This is a genomic window from Streptomyces sp. NRRL S-378, assembly GCF_000720645.1.
Lineage (GTDB): Bacteria > Actinomycetota > Actinomycetes > Streptomycetales > Streptomycetaceae > Streptomyces.
Genome location: NZ_JOBX01000005.1, coordinates 31,673 through 47,673 on the forward strand (window position 1 = coordinate 31,673; position 16,001 = coordinate 47,673).

The 16,001-nt window shown below is 66.5% G+C and carries 11 protein-coding genes; 7 read left to right on the forward strand and 4 right to left on the reverse strand.

Annotation, left to right across the window (positions count from 1 at the left end; translation table 11 throughout):
• Positions 1-59: 59 nt before the first annotated feature.
• The 3 genes from IH80_RS0104895 to IH80_RS0104905 all read left to right on the forward strand — a co-directional run bounded on the left by IH80_RS0104895 (position 60) and on the right by IH80_RS0104905 (position 7,682).
• Positions 60-1,310 (forward strand): hypothetical protein, encoded by a 1,251-nt coding sequence (locus IH80_RS0104895; RefSeq protein WP_030957973.1) that lies wholly within the window; start codon positions 60-62, stop codon positions 1,308-1,310.
• Positions 1,307-4,606: a hypothetical protein gene (locus IH80_RS0104900; protein WP_030957974.1), complete on the forward strand. Its 3,300-nt coding sequence runs from the start codon at positions 1,307-1,309 to the stop codon at positions 4,604-4,606. The genes IH80_RS0104895 and IH80_RS0104900 overlap by 4 nt, the downstream gene beginning before the upstream one ends.
• A gap of 91 nt (positions 4,607-4,697) precedes the next feature.
• Complete coding sequence (locus IH80_RS0104905) at positions 4,698-7,682, forward strand: RNaseH domain-containing protein (protein WP_030957976.1); 2,985 nt, start codon at positions 4,698-4,700, stop codon at positions 7,680-7,682.
• Between the two features lie 401 nt (positions 7,683-8,083).
• Here IH80_RS0104905 and IH80_RS0104910 read toward each other — a convergent pair whose 3' ends face one another.
• Positions 8,084-9,043 (reverse strand): tyrosine-type recombinase/integrase, encoded by a 960-nt coding sequence (locus IH80_RS0104910; RefSeq protein ID WP_267883509.1) that lies wholly within the window; start codon positions 9,041-9,043, stop codon positions 8,084-8,086.
• A gap of 195 nt (positions 9,044-9,238) precedes the next feature.
• Positions 9,239-9,445, reverse strand: a complete 207-nt coding sequence (locus tag IH80_RS0104915) for a helix-turn-helix domain-containing protein (RefSeq protein WP_030957979.1) — start codon at positions 9,443-9,445, stop codon at positions 9,239-9,241.
• A gap of 1,223 nt (positions 9,446-10,668) precedes the next feature.
• Here IH80_RS0104915 and IH80_RS0104925 point away from each other — a divergent pair.
• Both IH80_RS0104925 and IH80_RS0104930 read left to right on the forward strand, forming a co-directional pair.
• Positions 10,669-11,879, forward strand: a protein-coding gene (locus IH80_RS0104925; protein ID WP_107056754.1) for an IS3 family transposase whose coding sequence is annotated in 2 segments (ribosomal slippage) — positions 10,669-10,960 and positions 10,960-11,879 — 1,212 coding nt in all. Because the reading frame shifts where the segments join, the coding sequence is not laid out codon by codon here.
• A gap of 264 nt (positions 11,880-12,143) precedes the next feature.
• Positions 12,144-13,124, forward strand: coding sequence for an IS481 family transposase (locus IH80_RS0104930; protein ID WP_030957983.1), 981 nt, complete (start codon positions 12,144-12,146; stop codon positions 13,122-13,124).
• A 69-nt stretch (positions 13,125-13,193) separates the two neighbouring features.
• Here IH80_RS0104930 and IH80_RS0104935 read toward each other — a convergent pair whose 3' ends face one another.
• Positions 13,194-13,679 carry a TrmO family methyltransferase domain-containing protein gene (locus IH80_RS0104935; protein ID WP_030957985.1) on the reverse strand — a complete coding sequence of 162 codons (486 nt, stop codon included), beginning with the start codon at positions 13,677-13,679 and terminating at the stop codon, positions 13,194-13,196.
• 75 nt (positions 13,680-13,754) lie between these two features.
• Positions 13,755-15,143, reverse strand: a complete 1,389-nt coding sequence (locus IH80_RS0104940) for a hypothetical protein (protein ID WP_030957987.1) — start codon at positions 15,141-15,143, stop codon at positions 13,755-13,757.
• 138 nt (positions 15,144-15,281) lie between these two features.
• Between IH80_RS0104940 and IH80_RS0104945 the strand changes: the two genes are divergently transcribed.
• Together IH80_RS0104945 and IH80_RS38855 are read left to right on the forward strand one after the other, a co-directional pair.
• Complete coding sequence (locus tag IH80_RS0104945; RefSeq protein WP_030957989.1) at positions 15,282-15,482, forward strand: hypothetical protein; 201 nt, start codon at positions 15,282-15,284, stop codon at positions 15,480-15,482.
• 10 nt (positions 15,483-15,492) lie between these two features.
• Positions 15,493-15,981 (forward strand): ATP-binding protein, encoded by a 489-nt coding sequence (locus tag IH80_RS38855; RefSeq protein WP_051808812.1) that lies wholly within the window; start codon positions 15,493-15,495, stop codon positions 15,979-15,981.
• Positions 15,982-16,001 lie beyond the last annotated feature (20 nt).

Genomic DNA, 16,001 nt, shown 5'->3' on the forward strand with positions numbered 1-16,001 from the left:
ACTCTTTTCGCGATTTCCAGAGCCCGTTGTCAGTGGCCTGCCGTAGGGTCCGGCGCGTGATGCAAGCTGACGACACAACGGATATTCAGCAGACTCACGCACTGCTGGAGATCGTCAAGGCGTTCGCCGTGTGCGAGCACGCGATGGTCGGCGAGGGACTGGACGGGCCGAGACGCCTGGAACGCCTCATGGAGGCCCACGGCATCCTGATGGCGGCATGCGGCCCGGGGCACCTGATCCTGTTCGACGAACTGATGGGCAGGCTCACTGGCGACCGGGCTGGCTCCCTGGAAGGGTTGCTGCCCGACTGGATCGACAGCGAGGCTCTCGCCGGCGTGCGGCTCATGGACAGCGAGGGCGTCGCCACGGAGGACGGGTTCGACTTCCGGCACGAAGCCCAGCGCGTCCTGCGGGCCGCGCAGAAGGTCGGCAAGTTCACCGGGCAGGTAACGAAACCGAAGCTGGATGACGAGTACAGCCAGGAAGCCGTCTTCAGCGCGATCAAGGGCTCCTTCTACCAGAGGCACCGCTCCACGCTGGTTGAGAACCCGACGGTGCCGGCGGGCAGTCTCGCGGAGCTCAAGCTGCCGTCCCGGGCGAACGACTTCTTTAAGCCGATCGCCCAGTACGCGCAGTTCAACGGCTGGTGGTGGCCCTGCCCTGCCTGCAAGTGGCCGATGAAGGTGACCGCTGCCCGCACGGGCGCTCGTACAAGGGGCAGGGTGCGGTGTCTGTACCCCTGGCATGAGGAGACGGGCGCGTCGTACGAGTTCGTCGTGACCGCCCGGAAGAAGTCGGCCCCCGAGCTGAGTCCGACGTTCGAATGCCGGGTCCCGTCTGGCCGGTTCGCACGCCTGTGGACCGGGGCCCTACCGCACGTGCCGCAGGCCAAGCCGGCCGCGGAGTACATGGCGCTGGTACGGCCGGTGTGGCGCTACACGGTCATCCCTGGCCTGCCCGAACTGGCGCTGCACCGAGCCGCCGCGGCGGCCCTGGAGGGGACCGCCTGGACATCACATCTGTGGCCCAACGGGGACCAGTGTGACCTGTGGATCACCCGCGAAGGCAGCGAACAGCCGCAGTTTCTTGCTGACTTCAAGGACTACACCTGGCCGAATCACCTGGTCAGCAAGCTCCATATGGACGGCGGCGATAAGGGCGGCGCCGAGTACCTGGTGGTGCCCGACCATCGCCAGGACCAGGTGGCCCAGCTCCATGCGGTGTGCCGTACATACAGGATGAAGGCGGCGATGACCGCGACGGACTACCTGGAGATGGTCATCACGCAGATCAAGGAGGGCCAGGCGTGAGCGGGGAGATGACGGGGAAGGAAGCCGGCCTGGCTGGAGCACTCGCTCTGGCCGCGCACTACTTTCCCCGCAAGGACGACGAGGGGCGCATCCTGGCCGGCTTCGAAGAGGCCACGTTCTTCGCCCACCGCAAGCCGCACGCATGGTCGGAATGGGCGAGCTTGCCAGTGGCCGAGCGGAACCTGATCCGGCAGGTGATGGCCTTGATGGCTCCCGAATGGACGGATGCGAAGAAACTCAGGGCCGCCGTCCTCGCACTCCTAGGCGCCCTGGCCCCCGATCCCGACCTCGCGGACAGGTCGGGAGGTTCGCTGCGGCTGCCGGCCGGAGACCCGCAGCTGGCCGAGGCGGTGATCCCCAGGGTGGGAGGGGATTTCCTCGGCTACGCACAGCGGGTCACCGGGCCGTTCTTCACCTTCGGCAAGCGCCCCAAGGCGCAGGCGTTCGCGGGCCCGGGAACCCTCAAGACGAGGACGGCCTACCTGGGCCAAGAGCACGGCACGACCAGCAGGGAGATCCATATCCAGGCGACTCCCGGCTTCCTTGAAGCGCCCGGCCACGAGGTGCTCCCGCAGGTGCACACCCGCCCGCAGCGCGACCGGGTCGCGCCGACAGTGAACCAACTCCTGGATGTCGCCAAGATCCTCAGCGGCCAGGACAAGAGCGTTGCCTACCTGCACAAGGTGCTCAAGCGCTTCTTCAAGGCAATGAAGACGACCGACGGCGAGCTGACCGAACTCGACCTGACGTCCGGAGATCTGCAGGTCCTCAACGCCCCCACGGGTAGCGGCAAAACGGTACTCGTACGGGTCATGGCGTCCTGGGCAGCGCTCAACGACCGGCGGATCACCCTCGCCGTCACCGATGTCCGCGCCACCCTGGACATGGCCTGGGACATCAACAACGACCTGGCCTATCTGCACAAGAACAAGCACCTAGCCGAGCCCGCTCACTGCACTCCGCTGATGTCCCCGTCGAGCATGCACCGGCGGGCCATGGACTACGCCGCCCTGGGCACCTCCACCCAGATCGACGAATGGGACCGGCGCGCCAGGACCGACATCGCGCTGCTGTCGGCCGGCTGCGCGCAGCGGGCGTTGATGGACCCGCCCACCCTGTACCCGTACGGGGAGGAGAACTGCACCTCGCTGACCTCTGCGGCCACCGGCTCCACCCGGCTCACCTGCTCCTTCGCCCCGGTGTGCGGCAAGTTCCAGCAGTTCTACCGGGCCACCGACGCGGCCGTGATCGTCACCAACCACGCCAACCTCCTGGAAGGCCGCACACGCATCGGTGTCGTCCTGGACGGGCAGGAGTTCCGTGGCAAGGCACGTGGCACCAGGGGCATGAGCGTGCTGGAGATGACGCTCCGTGCCTGCGATGCGCTGGTGATCGATGAGATCGATGCCTTCCAGACGGCCGCCATCAGCCGCTGTACCTCGGAGCTCACTCTGGCTTCCCGGAAACGGACGACCGCGCTGCGGGAAATCGACTCGGACGCCAGGAACCTCCCCGTCGTCCATGAGATGGCCCTCGCAGCGCCGGTCAGCCACGCCCGGCTCATGGCCGAGATGCTGCTGCTGTGGCTCTGCTCAGGCAGCGGGCTCAGGTTGAACCCGGGCAACCAGGCGGACAGCCCTGACGGGGCCAGCCGCGACAACACCGGCTGGCGCCTGGCCCGCTCGAGGGACCGTGAAATCCTTCAGCTCCTGTTCCCCGACCAGACCGCGGCCGACGACGTTCCGCCCGAGCTGTTCGCCTTCCTCGACGAGATCATGCCCGCCCGCTGGTACGCGACCGAACCGGATGCGGAGGCCGAGCTTCCCGACGGAGCCGACTGGGACGCCATCCAAACAGCGCTGACGATCCTCACCGCGCAGCGCGGCCAGGACCACCTCACCGACACTCGCGACGCGATGCGCACGCTCCTGCGTGAGCTCGTGCCCGATGCGCATCAGCAGGCCGCCGTGGTGAACCTGTTGATCACCCGCACCGTGCTACGGGAACTCGACAGCGCGCTGGACGAGCTGCGCATGCAGGCCCAGACCCTGCGCTATCTCGACCTGGGATCGGTCCGCAAGATCCTTGAGAGCATGCGCAGCAGCACGGTCGCCACCCTCTACCCCCTGGCCATGCTGGGCCGCTCCATCCACGGCTACCAGGTCAAGGGCATGGACAAGAAGGAGCAGGAAGCGGAACTCCTGTCACGTTCTTTCGGCGGCGATCCGCACACCTTCGTCAGCGAGCTCGGCGGCCTCACCGCCCTGCTGGCGGCCGGCGTGCAGCGTCCGGTCATGGGCCTGTCCGCCACCGCCTACCTACCACAGGCCGTGCAGGAACACATCCATGCCCCGGTCCGCTGGTGGCTCCCCGACACCCGTCCGGAGTCCATCGTCACCCTAGCCACGCCTGTACGGGGCCGCAGCGGGGATGCCATGAGGATCGGGGGTCTCCCGCCAGAGCTGAAGCCCAACGCACTGCGCGATCTCGGCCGGGGCCTGTACGAGCAGCAGCTCGCCAAGCGCCTGGCCCGCCTGGAGAAGCACGAACCGGAACGGGCTCGCGTCATCCTCGCCGTCAACTCCTATGAGCAGGCCGCCTACCTCGCCTCCGGGGTGGCACAGGCCGACGGGCTGAACCACCGGATCTGCCTGCTGGTGAAGAAGCCGGAGAAACAGAACTACGAGGAGCACCTGCCTACCCACGTGGACCGGATGGTCCGCGAAGAGCTCAAGGAGTTCCCCGACCGCGGAGAGATCCTGATCGCTCCCCTCGCTGTCATCGGCCGGGGCCTGAACATCGTCGTCGGAACGCGCTCGGCAGTCCGCGACATCTATCTGTGCGTCCGGCCTGTCCTGAGCATCGAGGACACCGACTGGCTGCACGCGAGCGTCAACGCCGCCGGTTACAACACCCTTCCCGCTGGCGGCAGCGACGAGCCCCTGGCCGTCCTGCGCGCAGCAGGCGAAGCCGCCTGGAAGCAACTCACCAAGATCCTTCGCTCCCCGGCCCGGTTCTCCAACATGGACCACGACCTGCGCAAGGAACTCGTCGCAGGCATGCTCGTCCTGCTCATCCAGCTCGCCGGCCGTGCCCGGCGGGGCGAGACCGACATGACCCTCCACATCGTGGACCACTCTATCCACGACAAGAAGTTCAGCTCCGACCTGGCCACGATCATCGAACAGATCTACCGCGACTGGACGCCGAAACAGCGCGACATCATGAATGAGCTCTACGGTCAAGCGCTTCAGGCATTCCTGACCTACGCAGGGCTCGACCGCGAGACGCTCTGAACTGACCATGCCTGTCACCGCCTTGCCGCGGCGGAGGCAGACCCGCATCCTCTCCCAAACGGAGAGACCGAGAGACGAGGTACCCCCGCTCATGGGGCGAAGCAACACGCAGCGGGATCTCACCGCGCACACCACATCGATCCGGTGCACCCCCGAGCTCCTGGACGGCATGACAGCCCTGGTCTGGGACTTCGGCGACTACCACTCGCCCATCCGCACGGCCTGGCGGGAACTGGGGAGCACTGCCTCACAGAACGGAAAATGGATCAAGGGTGTCCAGGAATCCGACCCCTTCCTGGTCCCCTACTCCATCGCTGTCACCGTGCTCCAACAGATCACCGATGGCTACGTCTACCTGGACAAGACCCTGGCCTTCATGGTGACGCTCAACCCTGTGGAGCCCGATAGCCTCAGGACGGTCTTCACCTACCTGGAAGGCATCGTCCGACGTGTCCCTCTGGACGAGATCCCCTTCATGGATCCACCCACCTTGGCCCGTCTGGTCACGGACGTCGCTCCTGAGCACCGCAGCCTTGCCAAGAACATCCTCCAGGAGGAAGACAGCAAGCCCGCCAGCCCGGACAGCTGGGCCTATCAGGCGGTGAAGTGGCACATCGCCAAGAAGCTGGCGTCAAAGCCCCTCCTCGACCGGGAAGTCGAGCCGGTCCGTGAGGCGTACGAGGCGGCGAACGGCCAGGTGAAACGCAGGACCGTCGACTGGCAGCCCTCCGACAACGTCGCGGCCCTGCAGTACCGGCCCATCAGTAACGGTGACCTGATCGCCTGGGAACAGCCCATCGGCCCGATCTTCGCCACCCTCGCCCATCCGGTCGACCTCGCCGAAGCAGTCAAGGCCCGTCCCGAGAACCCCACCCGCAGCCAAGTCCAGTACGCGCTGTCCCGTCTGTCGGTGAAGATGGCCACTTACACGGCCGAGCCGAACCCCGTCCTGAATCTTGATGCCCACATCCGGCGCATCAACAACACGGTGATCCACGCCAGCACCGTTCTCGTGGACCAGGGACCAAACCGGCCGATCATGTCTGTGTCCCTGGATGGCCGCGGTCTGCGACAGACGAACAAGCACGCGCTGGAAATCCTGGCGAAGATGGACGCCGACCGATCGTCGCTGAACGCCATCGAGGAACGCGTGGCCGATGAGCGCAGCCGCCTGAACGTCAGGGACGAAAACGGCAAGAGGATCGACATCCTGACCCCTCCTCCTGGAGCGATCAAGCCGACCATGCCGAAGACGGACTCCTTCGCTGTCGGTACCGGCGCCGGCATCTACCATCTCTCGCTGCTGCGGGAACACATCCAGCGAGTCTTCGGTGACGCCGTCTCCCCGCTCGACCTGAAGTCGAAGGGGAACGTCTTCGGTAAGCGTTCCCACGAGCCCGCCTCCGCCGCCCAGGAGAAAGAGAAGAAACAGAAGAAGCAGGATGGCGAATACGTCGATCTCATCGGCAAGCCCTCCCCGGAGGGTATCCGACGTTCCATCAAGGCAGCCGGATACAAGAAACTCCGCATCCTCTGCCTGTGGTACCGCGACGCGACCCTCACTCGGATGATCCACGGCCTCGCCCACCCCTACGGCCTGGACCCGGAGGGCATCGATCCTGACCCCGACGGAAAGAAGTCATTCCCACTCGCTGACGGCATCGAAGCTGTCTTCTGCAACGCCGAATCCCTGCTGGAGCACGGCCCCGGCACTCAGCGCGCCACCGACGCCCAAAGGATCACCGGCACGTTCGCAGAACCCGGCGTCCTCCTCGCCGCCTGGTGCGAAACAGAGATCCCAGTGCGCGGCGAGGAACACGAGGGCATGAAGCCCGCCGAAGTGAAGACCGTCCTCGCGGAGAACGACGCCAAGCACCAAGTCGTACGGGAGCTGGCCAAGGCCGCAGTGCCGTCCCAATTCCTCATCGGCCGCGAGTATGACCCGTTCACCAAGACCTTCACCATCATCAAGAAGCCCGCGAAAGCCTTTGAAGACCACCGCGTCTACATGGGTCTGCTGGACCTTTACCGTTCATGCGGGGTCGTGGACGACCGCTTCGAGCGTGCCCTCTACCCCGACGACGACCCCTACCCGCTGCCCCGCATGGCCTTCTGCGGCATCCACATCCGCAAGCAGGCCACGGACCGCAAGTACAAGGGCCAGCCCAAAAGGATCATCACCGCCAGCGCAATCATCCCCTCTCCTGAACCCGGCGGCCCGTGGCACATGATCGGCTGGAGCAACATCCACCCGCAGTGGGAGCACTACGCCCTCGCGCAGAGCAACTTCCACGCCGCCAACTACCCTCTTCACACTGAAAACGGCGACGGCGAAATCCAGCGCTGGGCGCAGGCCGGTGAAGACGTCCGCACCGCTCTCCAAGAGCTCCACGACGAGCTCGACGGCCTGCCCTACGCCTTGATGATCGACGGCCACGCCAGCCGCCGCGTATGGCCCGGCCTCCACAACAACAAGCAGGGCCTCGGAAAAGATCCCGGCGACCCGCGCCTCTGGCTCCCCGCAAGCGGACTGCCCCCGTCCTGGAACCCGGTCAGCATCATCCGCATGAACTGCGCGCAGGCGGAAATGCCCCGCCTGGTCGCCGTCACCGAAAAGCAGAAGAACGGCAAGACCGTCACTGTCAAGACCTCCAGCGACCTCTACTACCCGGAATCCCGGCCCGAAGGCCATCCCTGGTTCCTGTTCACCGAACCCCGCAACTACGGCAAGAAGCGCCACGGGCAGTGGAAGACCCGCTGGCGCGCAGACCCCGGGAAGGCATCGAAGAATGCCGACGAACGCAAGGAGAACGAACTGAACGCACCTTGGTACAGCATGACCACCAGGGAGATCACCCCCATGCACACGCGGGACGGCTACGACCGAGAGACTCTCGCGGTTGCCGCGGCTCGGCTCTGCCACCAGGCGCTCTCCTGGTCAGACCGGACGCGATACCCGGCCCCGCTCCACGCCGCGCTTCAGATGGACCTTGGCCACCCCCAGTACCGACGCTCCGCGCCGAAGGACCCCGAGAGCATCGAAATCCTGAAGGAAGCCAGCGGCACCGACCTGTAGGCACAGGGACGGCTCAGAAGCTCCGAGCCGTCCGGCGTGGCAGCCTCGTCTTCGAGGCTGCCACGCCGGACGGAACCGACGCCGGTCGCGTTTGCATCAGGCAAGGCGCGACCCCTTCCACGATCTCAAAGACCGCAGCGGCCGACCGCCGGCAGCAGGCGGAAGAACTCCACAAGGCCGAGCAGCGGCGCCGCTGGCTCGTGGCGGTCCGCCAGGCACCCGAGCAGCAATCCGCTGACCAGCCGTCCGGCTCTGCACGACATCCTCCGTGCCGATCCCTGTGCCCACCCCTGGCCGTACGACAGCGACGGGCATTGGACGTCGCCCGACGAAGCGCTCGCAGGACTTTTGAGCGCGCAAACACCTCGGCCTGTCCGGCAAGAGATAGGGCGAAGCAACGTTTATGCGGCGACGGTCAGCGGAGCGTCCAGACGCTCCCAGGCTCCGAGGACGGCCTTATGTGCGTCCGGCTGCAGGTGGGCGTAGCGCTGGGTAGTCTGGAAGCTCTCGTGGCCGAGAAGGTGCTGGACCTCGTAGAGCGAGACTCCCTTCTGGACCAGCCACGAGGCGCAGGTGTGACGCATGGAGTGCGGCGGATAGTGCGGGACGAGCTGCTGCTCACCGTCGCCATCGAAGTAGTAGGCACCTTCTACAGCCGGCCACCAGGTCTGCCGACGCCAATTGCCGTCGTCGAGGAGCCGTCCCGCCCGGCCCTTGGTGACGGTGGTGAACACCACGGCGTCGCGGTCGAGCCCATGAATGTGGCGTTCAAGCGCCTCCAGGACGTGGGGCGGCAGCGGAACCTCCCGGCGGCTCTTGGAGCTCTTCGGGTACTCCTTGATACCGCTCTTGGTGTTGACCTCCACCACGAACAGTCGCGAGCGACGCTGGTCGATCCGGTGCCGATGAAGGCCGGACAGCTCGCCCCAGCGCAATCCGGTGTAGAAGCCGAGCAGGCACATCGTCCGCCACGCGGTGGGCAGTTCGTCCAGGATGCTCTGTGCCTGATCGAGCGTGAACCACTGCGGCGGCTTTACCGCGACCTGAGGCAAGTCGATGCTGCGGCACGGGGTCACCGCGATCACGTCGTCGTCGACGGCCGCACGCATGATGGAGGACGTCAGGTTGTAGGCCCGCTTGATCGCTGCTGCGCCAGCGCCCTTCTCGATCAGGGCGCGGATCCAGCTCTGGACGTCCATGCGGGTGATGGCCCGCATTTCCCAATCCGCCCAGTAGGGCATGACGTGGTTGTTGATACTGGATGCGTCGCCCCGCAAGGTGTGGGGCTCGACCACACGGGCGTTCCACCATCGGTCGTGCCAATCGCGGAATGCTATTTCGCCGGCCCGCGGGTCGCGCATGCTTCCGCGAGCGAACTGGGTCTCCAGCTCGACGGCCCAGGCCCGCGCCTGGGCCTTGAGGGGGAATGACTCGCTGAACCGGTCTCCTGCCCGGTTGCGTACGGTGGCTTGCCACTTACCGGACTTCAGCTTGCGCAGGTACGCGGTACTACTCCTTTATCGGTGACAGTGAGGGGCCGGGCTGCCAGTGAGAGGTCAGCGGCGGGTGCGTGGGGAAGCGGCCGACCTGCTCGTAATGAACTCCTCCAGCCCGTCAGCGGGGATACGGACGCGAGAGCGGCCCGTTCCGGTGCGTAGGTCGACGACCGGCAGTTCGCCCGCGGCGATGAAGCGGTAGACGGTGCGCCGGTCGACGTCCAATGCGGCGGCGACAGCGGGTACGGACAGCAAACGGGCAGGCATGGGTGTTCCTTGAGAACGAGATGGGAAGGGCAACCAGCGACGGTTCAGTCGACCTGTCGGGCGGGCAACGAATTGCCGGCTCGCGACGGAGTAGCGCTGTTCATTGCACAAGGCCGCAGAGACGAGAGCCGCTTCTGTTCTCCTCTCAGAATCGCGGCGCGGTCTTGTGTTCGCGACGGCTCCACCGCCAAGCGCAGCCGGATGCGAACACCCTCAATGGTCACCAGGATCGCCGGTTTGGCTAACCGGCGATCCTGGTCTATGTTGCGCTCGCAGCAGCCAAGGAGCTGACTAATGCCTGCCCCGCACGACGCCATCCGGTGCGCCCTTAGGTGCCCCCTGGTCTCGGAGTCTTGGATCAATTGCTGCGCGCGGCAGAGCGCTGGCGCCTCGCCGTCCACGCCGCCGCCCTGAGCTGCGATGGCTCGGCTTCCCGATCCGGGATTCTTGCCGGCAGAGCCGAGAAGCAGACAATCAAGGCGTTAAGCGCCCAAAAGAAGAAGGGAACCGAGTGGTCAGCCGCAAAGATCTGAGTGAGCGTGTCAACAGGAGAGGCTCCTGATCATTCAACCGGTGGGCCACTCGCCAGCCGCGTGTTTCCGGGGTGTTGTACGTTGACATAGCTTCGGGAGAGGGATCCAGTCTTTCAAGGTGTTCTTTCGTCTGCCGTGGGCGAATGCCAGATGTTGTGGCCCCTCATAGCCCGGACACGCTCAGCAAGGCGGCAGTGTCCGAACCTCCACTGATCGCTCACGCCATGCTTTCCTCTGTTCCCGAGCAACGCGCATAGCGCATTCGACACCCTGCTCGGGCGCAGAGAAACAGCCATCCGACGGTCAACAGAGGACGAGGCCGTGCTGCAAGCTCGGATTCGGCCCCCTACAGCATTCCCATCCATGGGTAAGGCAGGGTCCGCAGCGACCGCGGAGGGAGGCGGCACTCGTAAATTCGACACGGCCTCGGAGGTAGGGCGTACTCAAGGGCGTCGACCGCAGACCCGTGCAAGCCAATCGCGGTATCGGAAGGCGACAGCGCGGAGTTCTTCGGTTACAGCCTCGGATTCCGTATTTCGCGAGAGGGTCCAGTGCACGGCGCTGACCTCGCGCCCGCCATCCCATATACCGAGCGTCAGGTACGGAAGGGAAACCACGGATGGGCCTTGACCCCGGATTTTAGACACCGGAGAGACTTGGATCTTGATGGTCCAGGAGAACGGAGTCCCCGTGGGGATGAAGCACTACCCCGCCGAGTTCAAAGCGGACGCGGTCGCGTTGTACCGGTCGAGGCCGGGAGCAACGATCAAGTCGGTCGCCGCTGATCTCGGGGTGAACACCGAGACGCTGCGGAACTGGATCCGGGCTGCCGACGGGCGCCGCCCCGGCTCCCACTCGACACAGCCGGCCGCCTCGCAAGCCAGCAGTGACGACGTTCAGGCGGAGTTGGCGGCAGCCCGGAAGAGGATCCGTGAGCTGGAGGAAGAGCGCGACATTCTCCGCAAGGCGGCCCGGTATTTCGCCGGGGAGACGCGCTGGTGAACCGCTGCCAGTTCGTTGAAGACCATCAGCGCCGGTTCGGCGTCACGCGGTTGTGTTCGATGCTGGGTACCTCTCGCTCGAGCTTCTACTACTGGCGCCGCACCGCACCGGCAAGGGCGGCCCGGCAGATCGCCGAGGCCGGGCTCGCGGATCGGATACGCAAGGTCCACCAGGACTCCGACGGCGCCTACGGTGCCCCCAGGATCACCGCCGAACTCCGCGACGAGGGCGGCCCGGTGGTCAACCACAAACGCGTCGCGAGGATCATGCGGGCCATCGGACTCGAGGGAGTCCGTCTGCGCCGCCGGCACCGGACCACAGTCGCGGACCAGGCCGCGGTGAAGGCCCCGGATCTGATCGGACGTGACTTCACCGCGGCCGTGGTGAACACGAAGTACGTCGGCGACATCACATATCTGCCGGTCAGCGGCGCGAAACCGCTCTACCTCGCGACCGTCATCGACCTCGCCTCACGACGGCTGGCTGGATGGGCGATCGCCGATCACATGCGCACCGAGCTCGTCATCGACGCCCTGACGGCCGCCAAACGGACCCGCGGAAGCCTGACTGGAGCGGTGATGCACACCGATCACGGCTCGCAGTATACGAGTCGGGCTTTCGCTGAAACCTGCAGGTCAGTAGGGGTCCGGCAGAGCATGGGAGCGATCGGGTCCAGCGCCGACAACGCCGCTGCGGAGAGCTTCAATGCTGCCTTCAAGAGAGAAACACTCAAAGGCCGGAAGGCCTGGTCGAGCGAGCGCGAGGCCAGGATCGACGCGTTCCGCTGGCTGACCCGATACAACACCCGACGCAGGCACTCCCGCCTCGGCCAGCGGTCTCCGATCGCCTACGAGAGCGACCTTCACCCCGCAGCAACTACCCTGACCCGAGCGGCATAGACGTGTGTTCAACATCCGGGGTCAAGGCCCGATACCCTTGGGCCGCGAACGAGGCTACCTGAAGGTAGCGCGTGCCGCTGGTGCCGCAGCGGTATCCCCGCGCCCCGGTGACCGGCGTGAGGTCGAGCTGACGCTGGCCGGCGTCCACATGGAGCGTGGCTCCTACAGCTGTTCTGTCTCGGGAGGTTGTGGACGGGTGATGCAGGTCTCGGCTGAGGGATCTTGAACGGGTGAGGGCCTTCCGGGTTCGGTGTGGATTGCGACATCTGCACCGGCTCTCAGAAAGGCCCTCGTGCCCACCGTAATGCACCCCTGACCGAGACCGGACGGCTGCGTCTGGCCCGCTGCGTGGTCGAGGACGGCTGGCCGCTGCGCCGGGCCGCCGAACGCTTCCAGGTCTCGCCGACCACGGCCCAGCGGTGGGCGGACCGCTACCGCATGTTCGGCGAGGCCGGAATGACCGACCGGTCGTCCCGCCCGCACACCAGCCCGCGCCGGACGCCCACGCGGACCGAGCGGCGGATCATCAAGGTCCGCCTCGCACGCCGGTGGGGACCGGCCCGTATCGCCCACCTGCTCGGCCTTGTCCCTTCGACCGTGCACCGCGTTCTGACCCGCTACCGACTGGCTCGCCTCGCCCATCTGGACCGGGCAACCGGCCGGGTCATACGCCGCTACGAACGTGAACGGCCAGGCGAGTTGGTCCACGTGGACATCAAGAAGCTCGGCAACATCCCCGACGGCGGCGGGCACAAGGTCCTCGGCCGGCAAGCAGGCCGCAAGACCCGCAAGAACGCCGGTTACAGCTACATCCACACCGCCGTCGACGACCACTCCCGCCTCGCCTACAGCGAGATCCACCCGGACGAGAAGAAGGAGACCGCCACCGGCTTCTGGCAGCGGGCCCACGCCTTCTTCGCCGAGTGCGGGATCACCGTCGAACGGGTCCTGACCGACAACGGTTACTGCTACCGCTCCCGCGACTGGCGAGACCTGCTGGCCACGGCCGGGATCGCCCACAAGCGAACCCGGCCCTACCGGCCCGAGACGAACGGCAAGGTCGAACGGCTGAACCGCACCCTGCTGAACGAGTGGGCCTACGCCCGCCCCTACCGCTCAGAGCAGGAACGACGCGACGCGTTCCCGCAGTGGCTGCACTCCTACAATCACCACCGCGGACACACCGCGCTCGCAGGCAAACCACCCGTCAGCCGCGTCCCCAACCTCACAGGGCAATACAACTAGCCCTTGGCGCCCGCTCAGACGGCCACGTTCCGTCGGGCCGCCAGCCGCGGTTCCGGAGGATGCCTCGAGTCAGCGTTCGGCGGCGTCCCTCCAGTAGTCCTTCAGCATCTCGCTGGGCCACGAGGGCTGGGTGACCGTGCCACGCGGCAGGAACTCCTCGAAGACCGCCACCAGGTCCACCACCAGGGTGCCATCGTCGGCATCGAGGTCGGTGACGTGCAGGTCCCGTCCGTCGACGCGGAGCAGTCTGGGGAACGAGGTCGCGAGCCGGGCCGGACGTCGGTGGTTGTGGTGCACGAAGGTTCCCGTGGCCGGCCACTCCGGGTTGTCCCGGGGGCTGCGCGCGTGGAGAGCGACGTCCTCGGGGGAACCGAAGTTGAAGAACCAGGTGACCTGGAGATGGGAGAACTCCTCGATCCCCTGCAGCGTCTCCTCCGGGTACTCCGGGCGCAGCCGAATGATCGACTCCACACCGCCCTTGAAGTCGTCGAGCCGCCCCTTGTGGCCTCCGATCACCTCGGCGATCACCGGCACCTCGATGGACTTTGTGGACACGGGTTCCCCCTTCTCCGCTCGCGGCACGGCAAGCCGGTCAACCACAGCATGCCCGCCTTCACCACCATGGCGCCGTCAGGCTACTCGTTCGAGTACGGCCTTGGCGCGCTCGTCGATCTCCGCCGCCACGCTGATTCCCCGATTGCGGAAGGGGGACAGCACTCGGCGCATGTTCACGGCTGCCTCGCGTGCTCTGCCCGACTGCACGCCTTCCATCGCGTCCAGGGCCTGTGCCCACGTGTGGCACGCGGCCTCCACGTTCCCCTGACGGGCCTGCACAGTGCCCATGTAGCCCAACGTCACCGCGTGGGTCCGGCTGAAGGTGTCGGCCTTCCTCGTCAGCACGCTGTTGCTGAACTCTCTAAGCGCTCCGTCGAGATCGCCGAGCGTCCACAGGGTGCGGGCGGTCTCGTGGGCAAGGGAAGCCCGCTGGAAGAACCACACCCGACTCGGATCCTCGTCGCCGACGTCCGCCGCAGCGAGGTCGTCCTCGGCCCGGAGAAGCGCTGCGATCGCGGCACGCTTTTGACCGTCGGCGGCCAGGCTGCGTGCCTGCACCACTCCGAGCAGCGCCCGCTCGCGGGGGGTCGCCAGGGTGTACCGCTTGCGCGCCACGGAGGCTGTGGCGAGTGCGACGGCAAACCGTGGGTGGCCGAGGTCCGTTGCCTGGTGAGCCATCGCCCGCAGGATATGGCCGGCGAGCGGAGCATCGTCCGCTTCCGCCGCGAGCTTCAGGGCCAGCGTGAAGTAACGCCGCGCGGCCTCGTGGTGGGAGGCGTCGAAGCTCATCCAACCGGCGACGTACACCGCCTCGGCGGCAGCGGCAAGAAGGGCACGACGAGTGTCGTCACTGGCGAAGACCCCGCCGATGTACCTGGCGACGTCGTCGACGAGGTACTGGTAGAGCGCCGTACGGCCGTCCATGCCGCCGTGGCGCTGGTCTCTCCGAGAGAAGAACTCCGTCATCTCACGGACGGCACTGACTTCTGCGGCCCCGACTCTGCGGCTCGTCGCGGCGGGGCGGGACTTCGCCCGCTGGGGAGCCTCGTCCCACCACTGCTGTCCGGGCAGGACCAAGCCGCCCACCGAGTAGGCGGCACCGGCCAGCAGTCGGCGGCGTTCGAGGTCCACGTCGCTTCTCCCAAGGTCTACCAGCGCAGTCAGCGTATCGACGTTCCACTCCGAAGCCGTGACTGCACCCGTGTCCGGCATGGAGAGCCCGATCTCAGCAGGAGTGATGGGGCGTTGGAGCCGCCGGGACAACGTCTCGCACAAGATAAGGGGCGCTCTGCCCGAGGGCTGTGTCCCCGCCACCCACATGGCGATGTGCGAGCGGCTGGTGCCCAGCAGTTCTTGCGCTCCTACCTCGGCCGCGACCCTCACGAAGGCAGCCGCCACCTTTGGCTGCGACCAGCCTGTTTCCGCGATCGCGTCGGCCAGCTTCACGTTCCGCTCGCGCGCCATCGTCTACCTCGGTTCACCAAAACGATCTTTGACGGGTTTGACGGCCCCGGCAGCCGCCCGGAGATACCGCCGCAATGTGATCCACGGTTCGCTCGTGGTCAACGAAACCACCAACCGCCGTTGTCCGGGAGGAAACCGGTGAAGACCAGCCACACGACTGGCGCCGACGCCCGGACCGCTTCGAGCGACGGGCTCGATCCCGCTCCGACGTCCGACGTTCGGCACTTCGACCATCCCCCGCCGGTGGTCCTGGTCGTGGTCGTGCACAACCTCCGCCGCCTCGACCGCTCCGACCAAACCGCCGATCGAGTCCTCCGCGGGCTCAAGCATCAGCTGTGAGAAGGCGAGCATGGACCGAATCGAGAGCCTGGGCAGCGTCATCAGCGCCCCTGAACACCAGAAGAGCCTGACGCTCGCCGCCAATGACAGGGCGCCGGGCAGAGCACGGTCCTTCACCCGCGAGGCGCTGACGGCGTGGGGGGTGGAAGACCTTCTGGACCAGGCCGTGCTGATCGTCAGTGAGCTCACCACCAACGCCGAGCGGCATGGCCGAACTCCCGACGCCGACCTGGTCCTTCTGCCCAGAACGGACGGCGAGCCCGTCGATGAGATCACGCTGACGCTCGCCCTTCAGGCCGGCGTTGTGGGGATCGAGGTCGAAGACAACTCCCCGGAGCCCCCGGTTCCTCAGATTGCCTCGCTCTACGCCACAAGCGGGCGGGGCCTGCACCTCGTGTCGGCGACGTCTGACGCCTGGACTGCCTGCCCCACGGAAGATGGACGCGGCAAGAGGGTGATCGCCCTCGTGAGGCGCCCCGAGTCGCCCATCACCTCCTGACCAACTCCCCTTGGAGACCC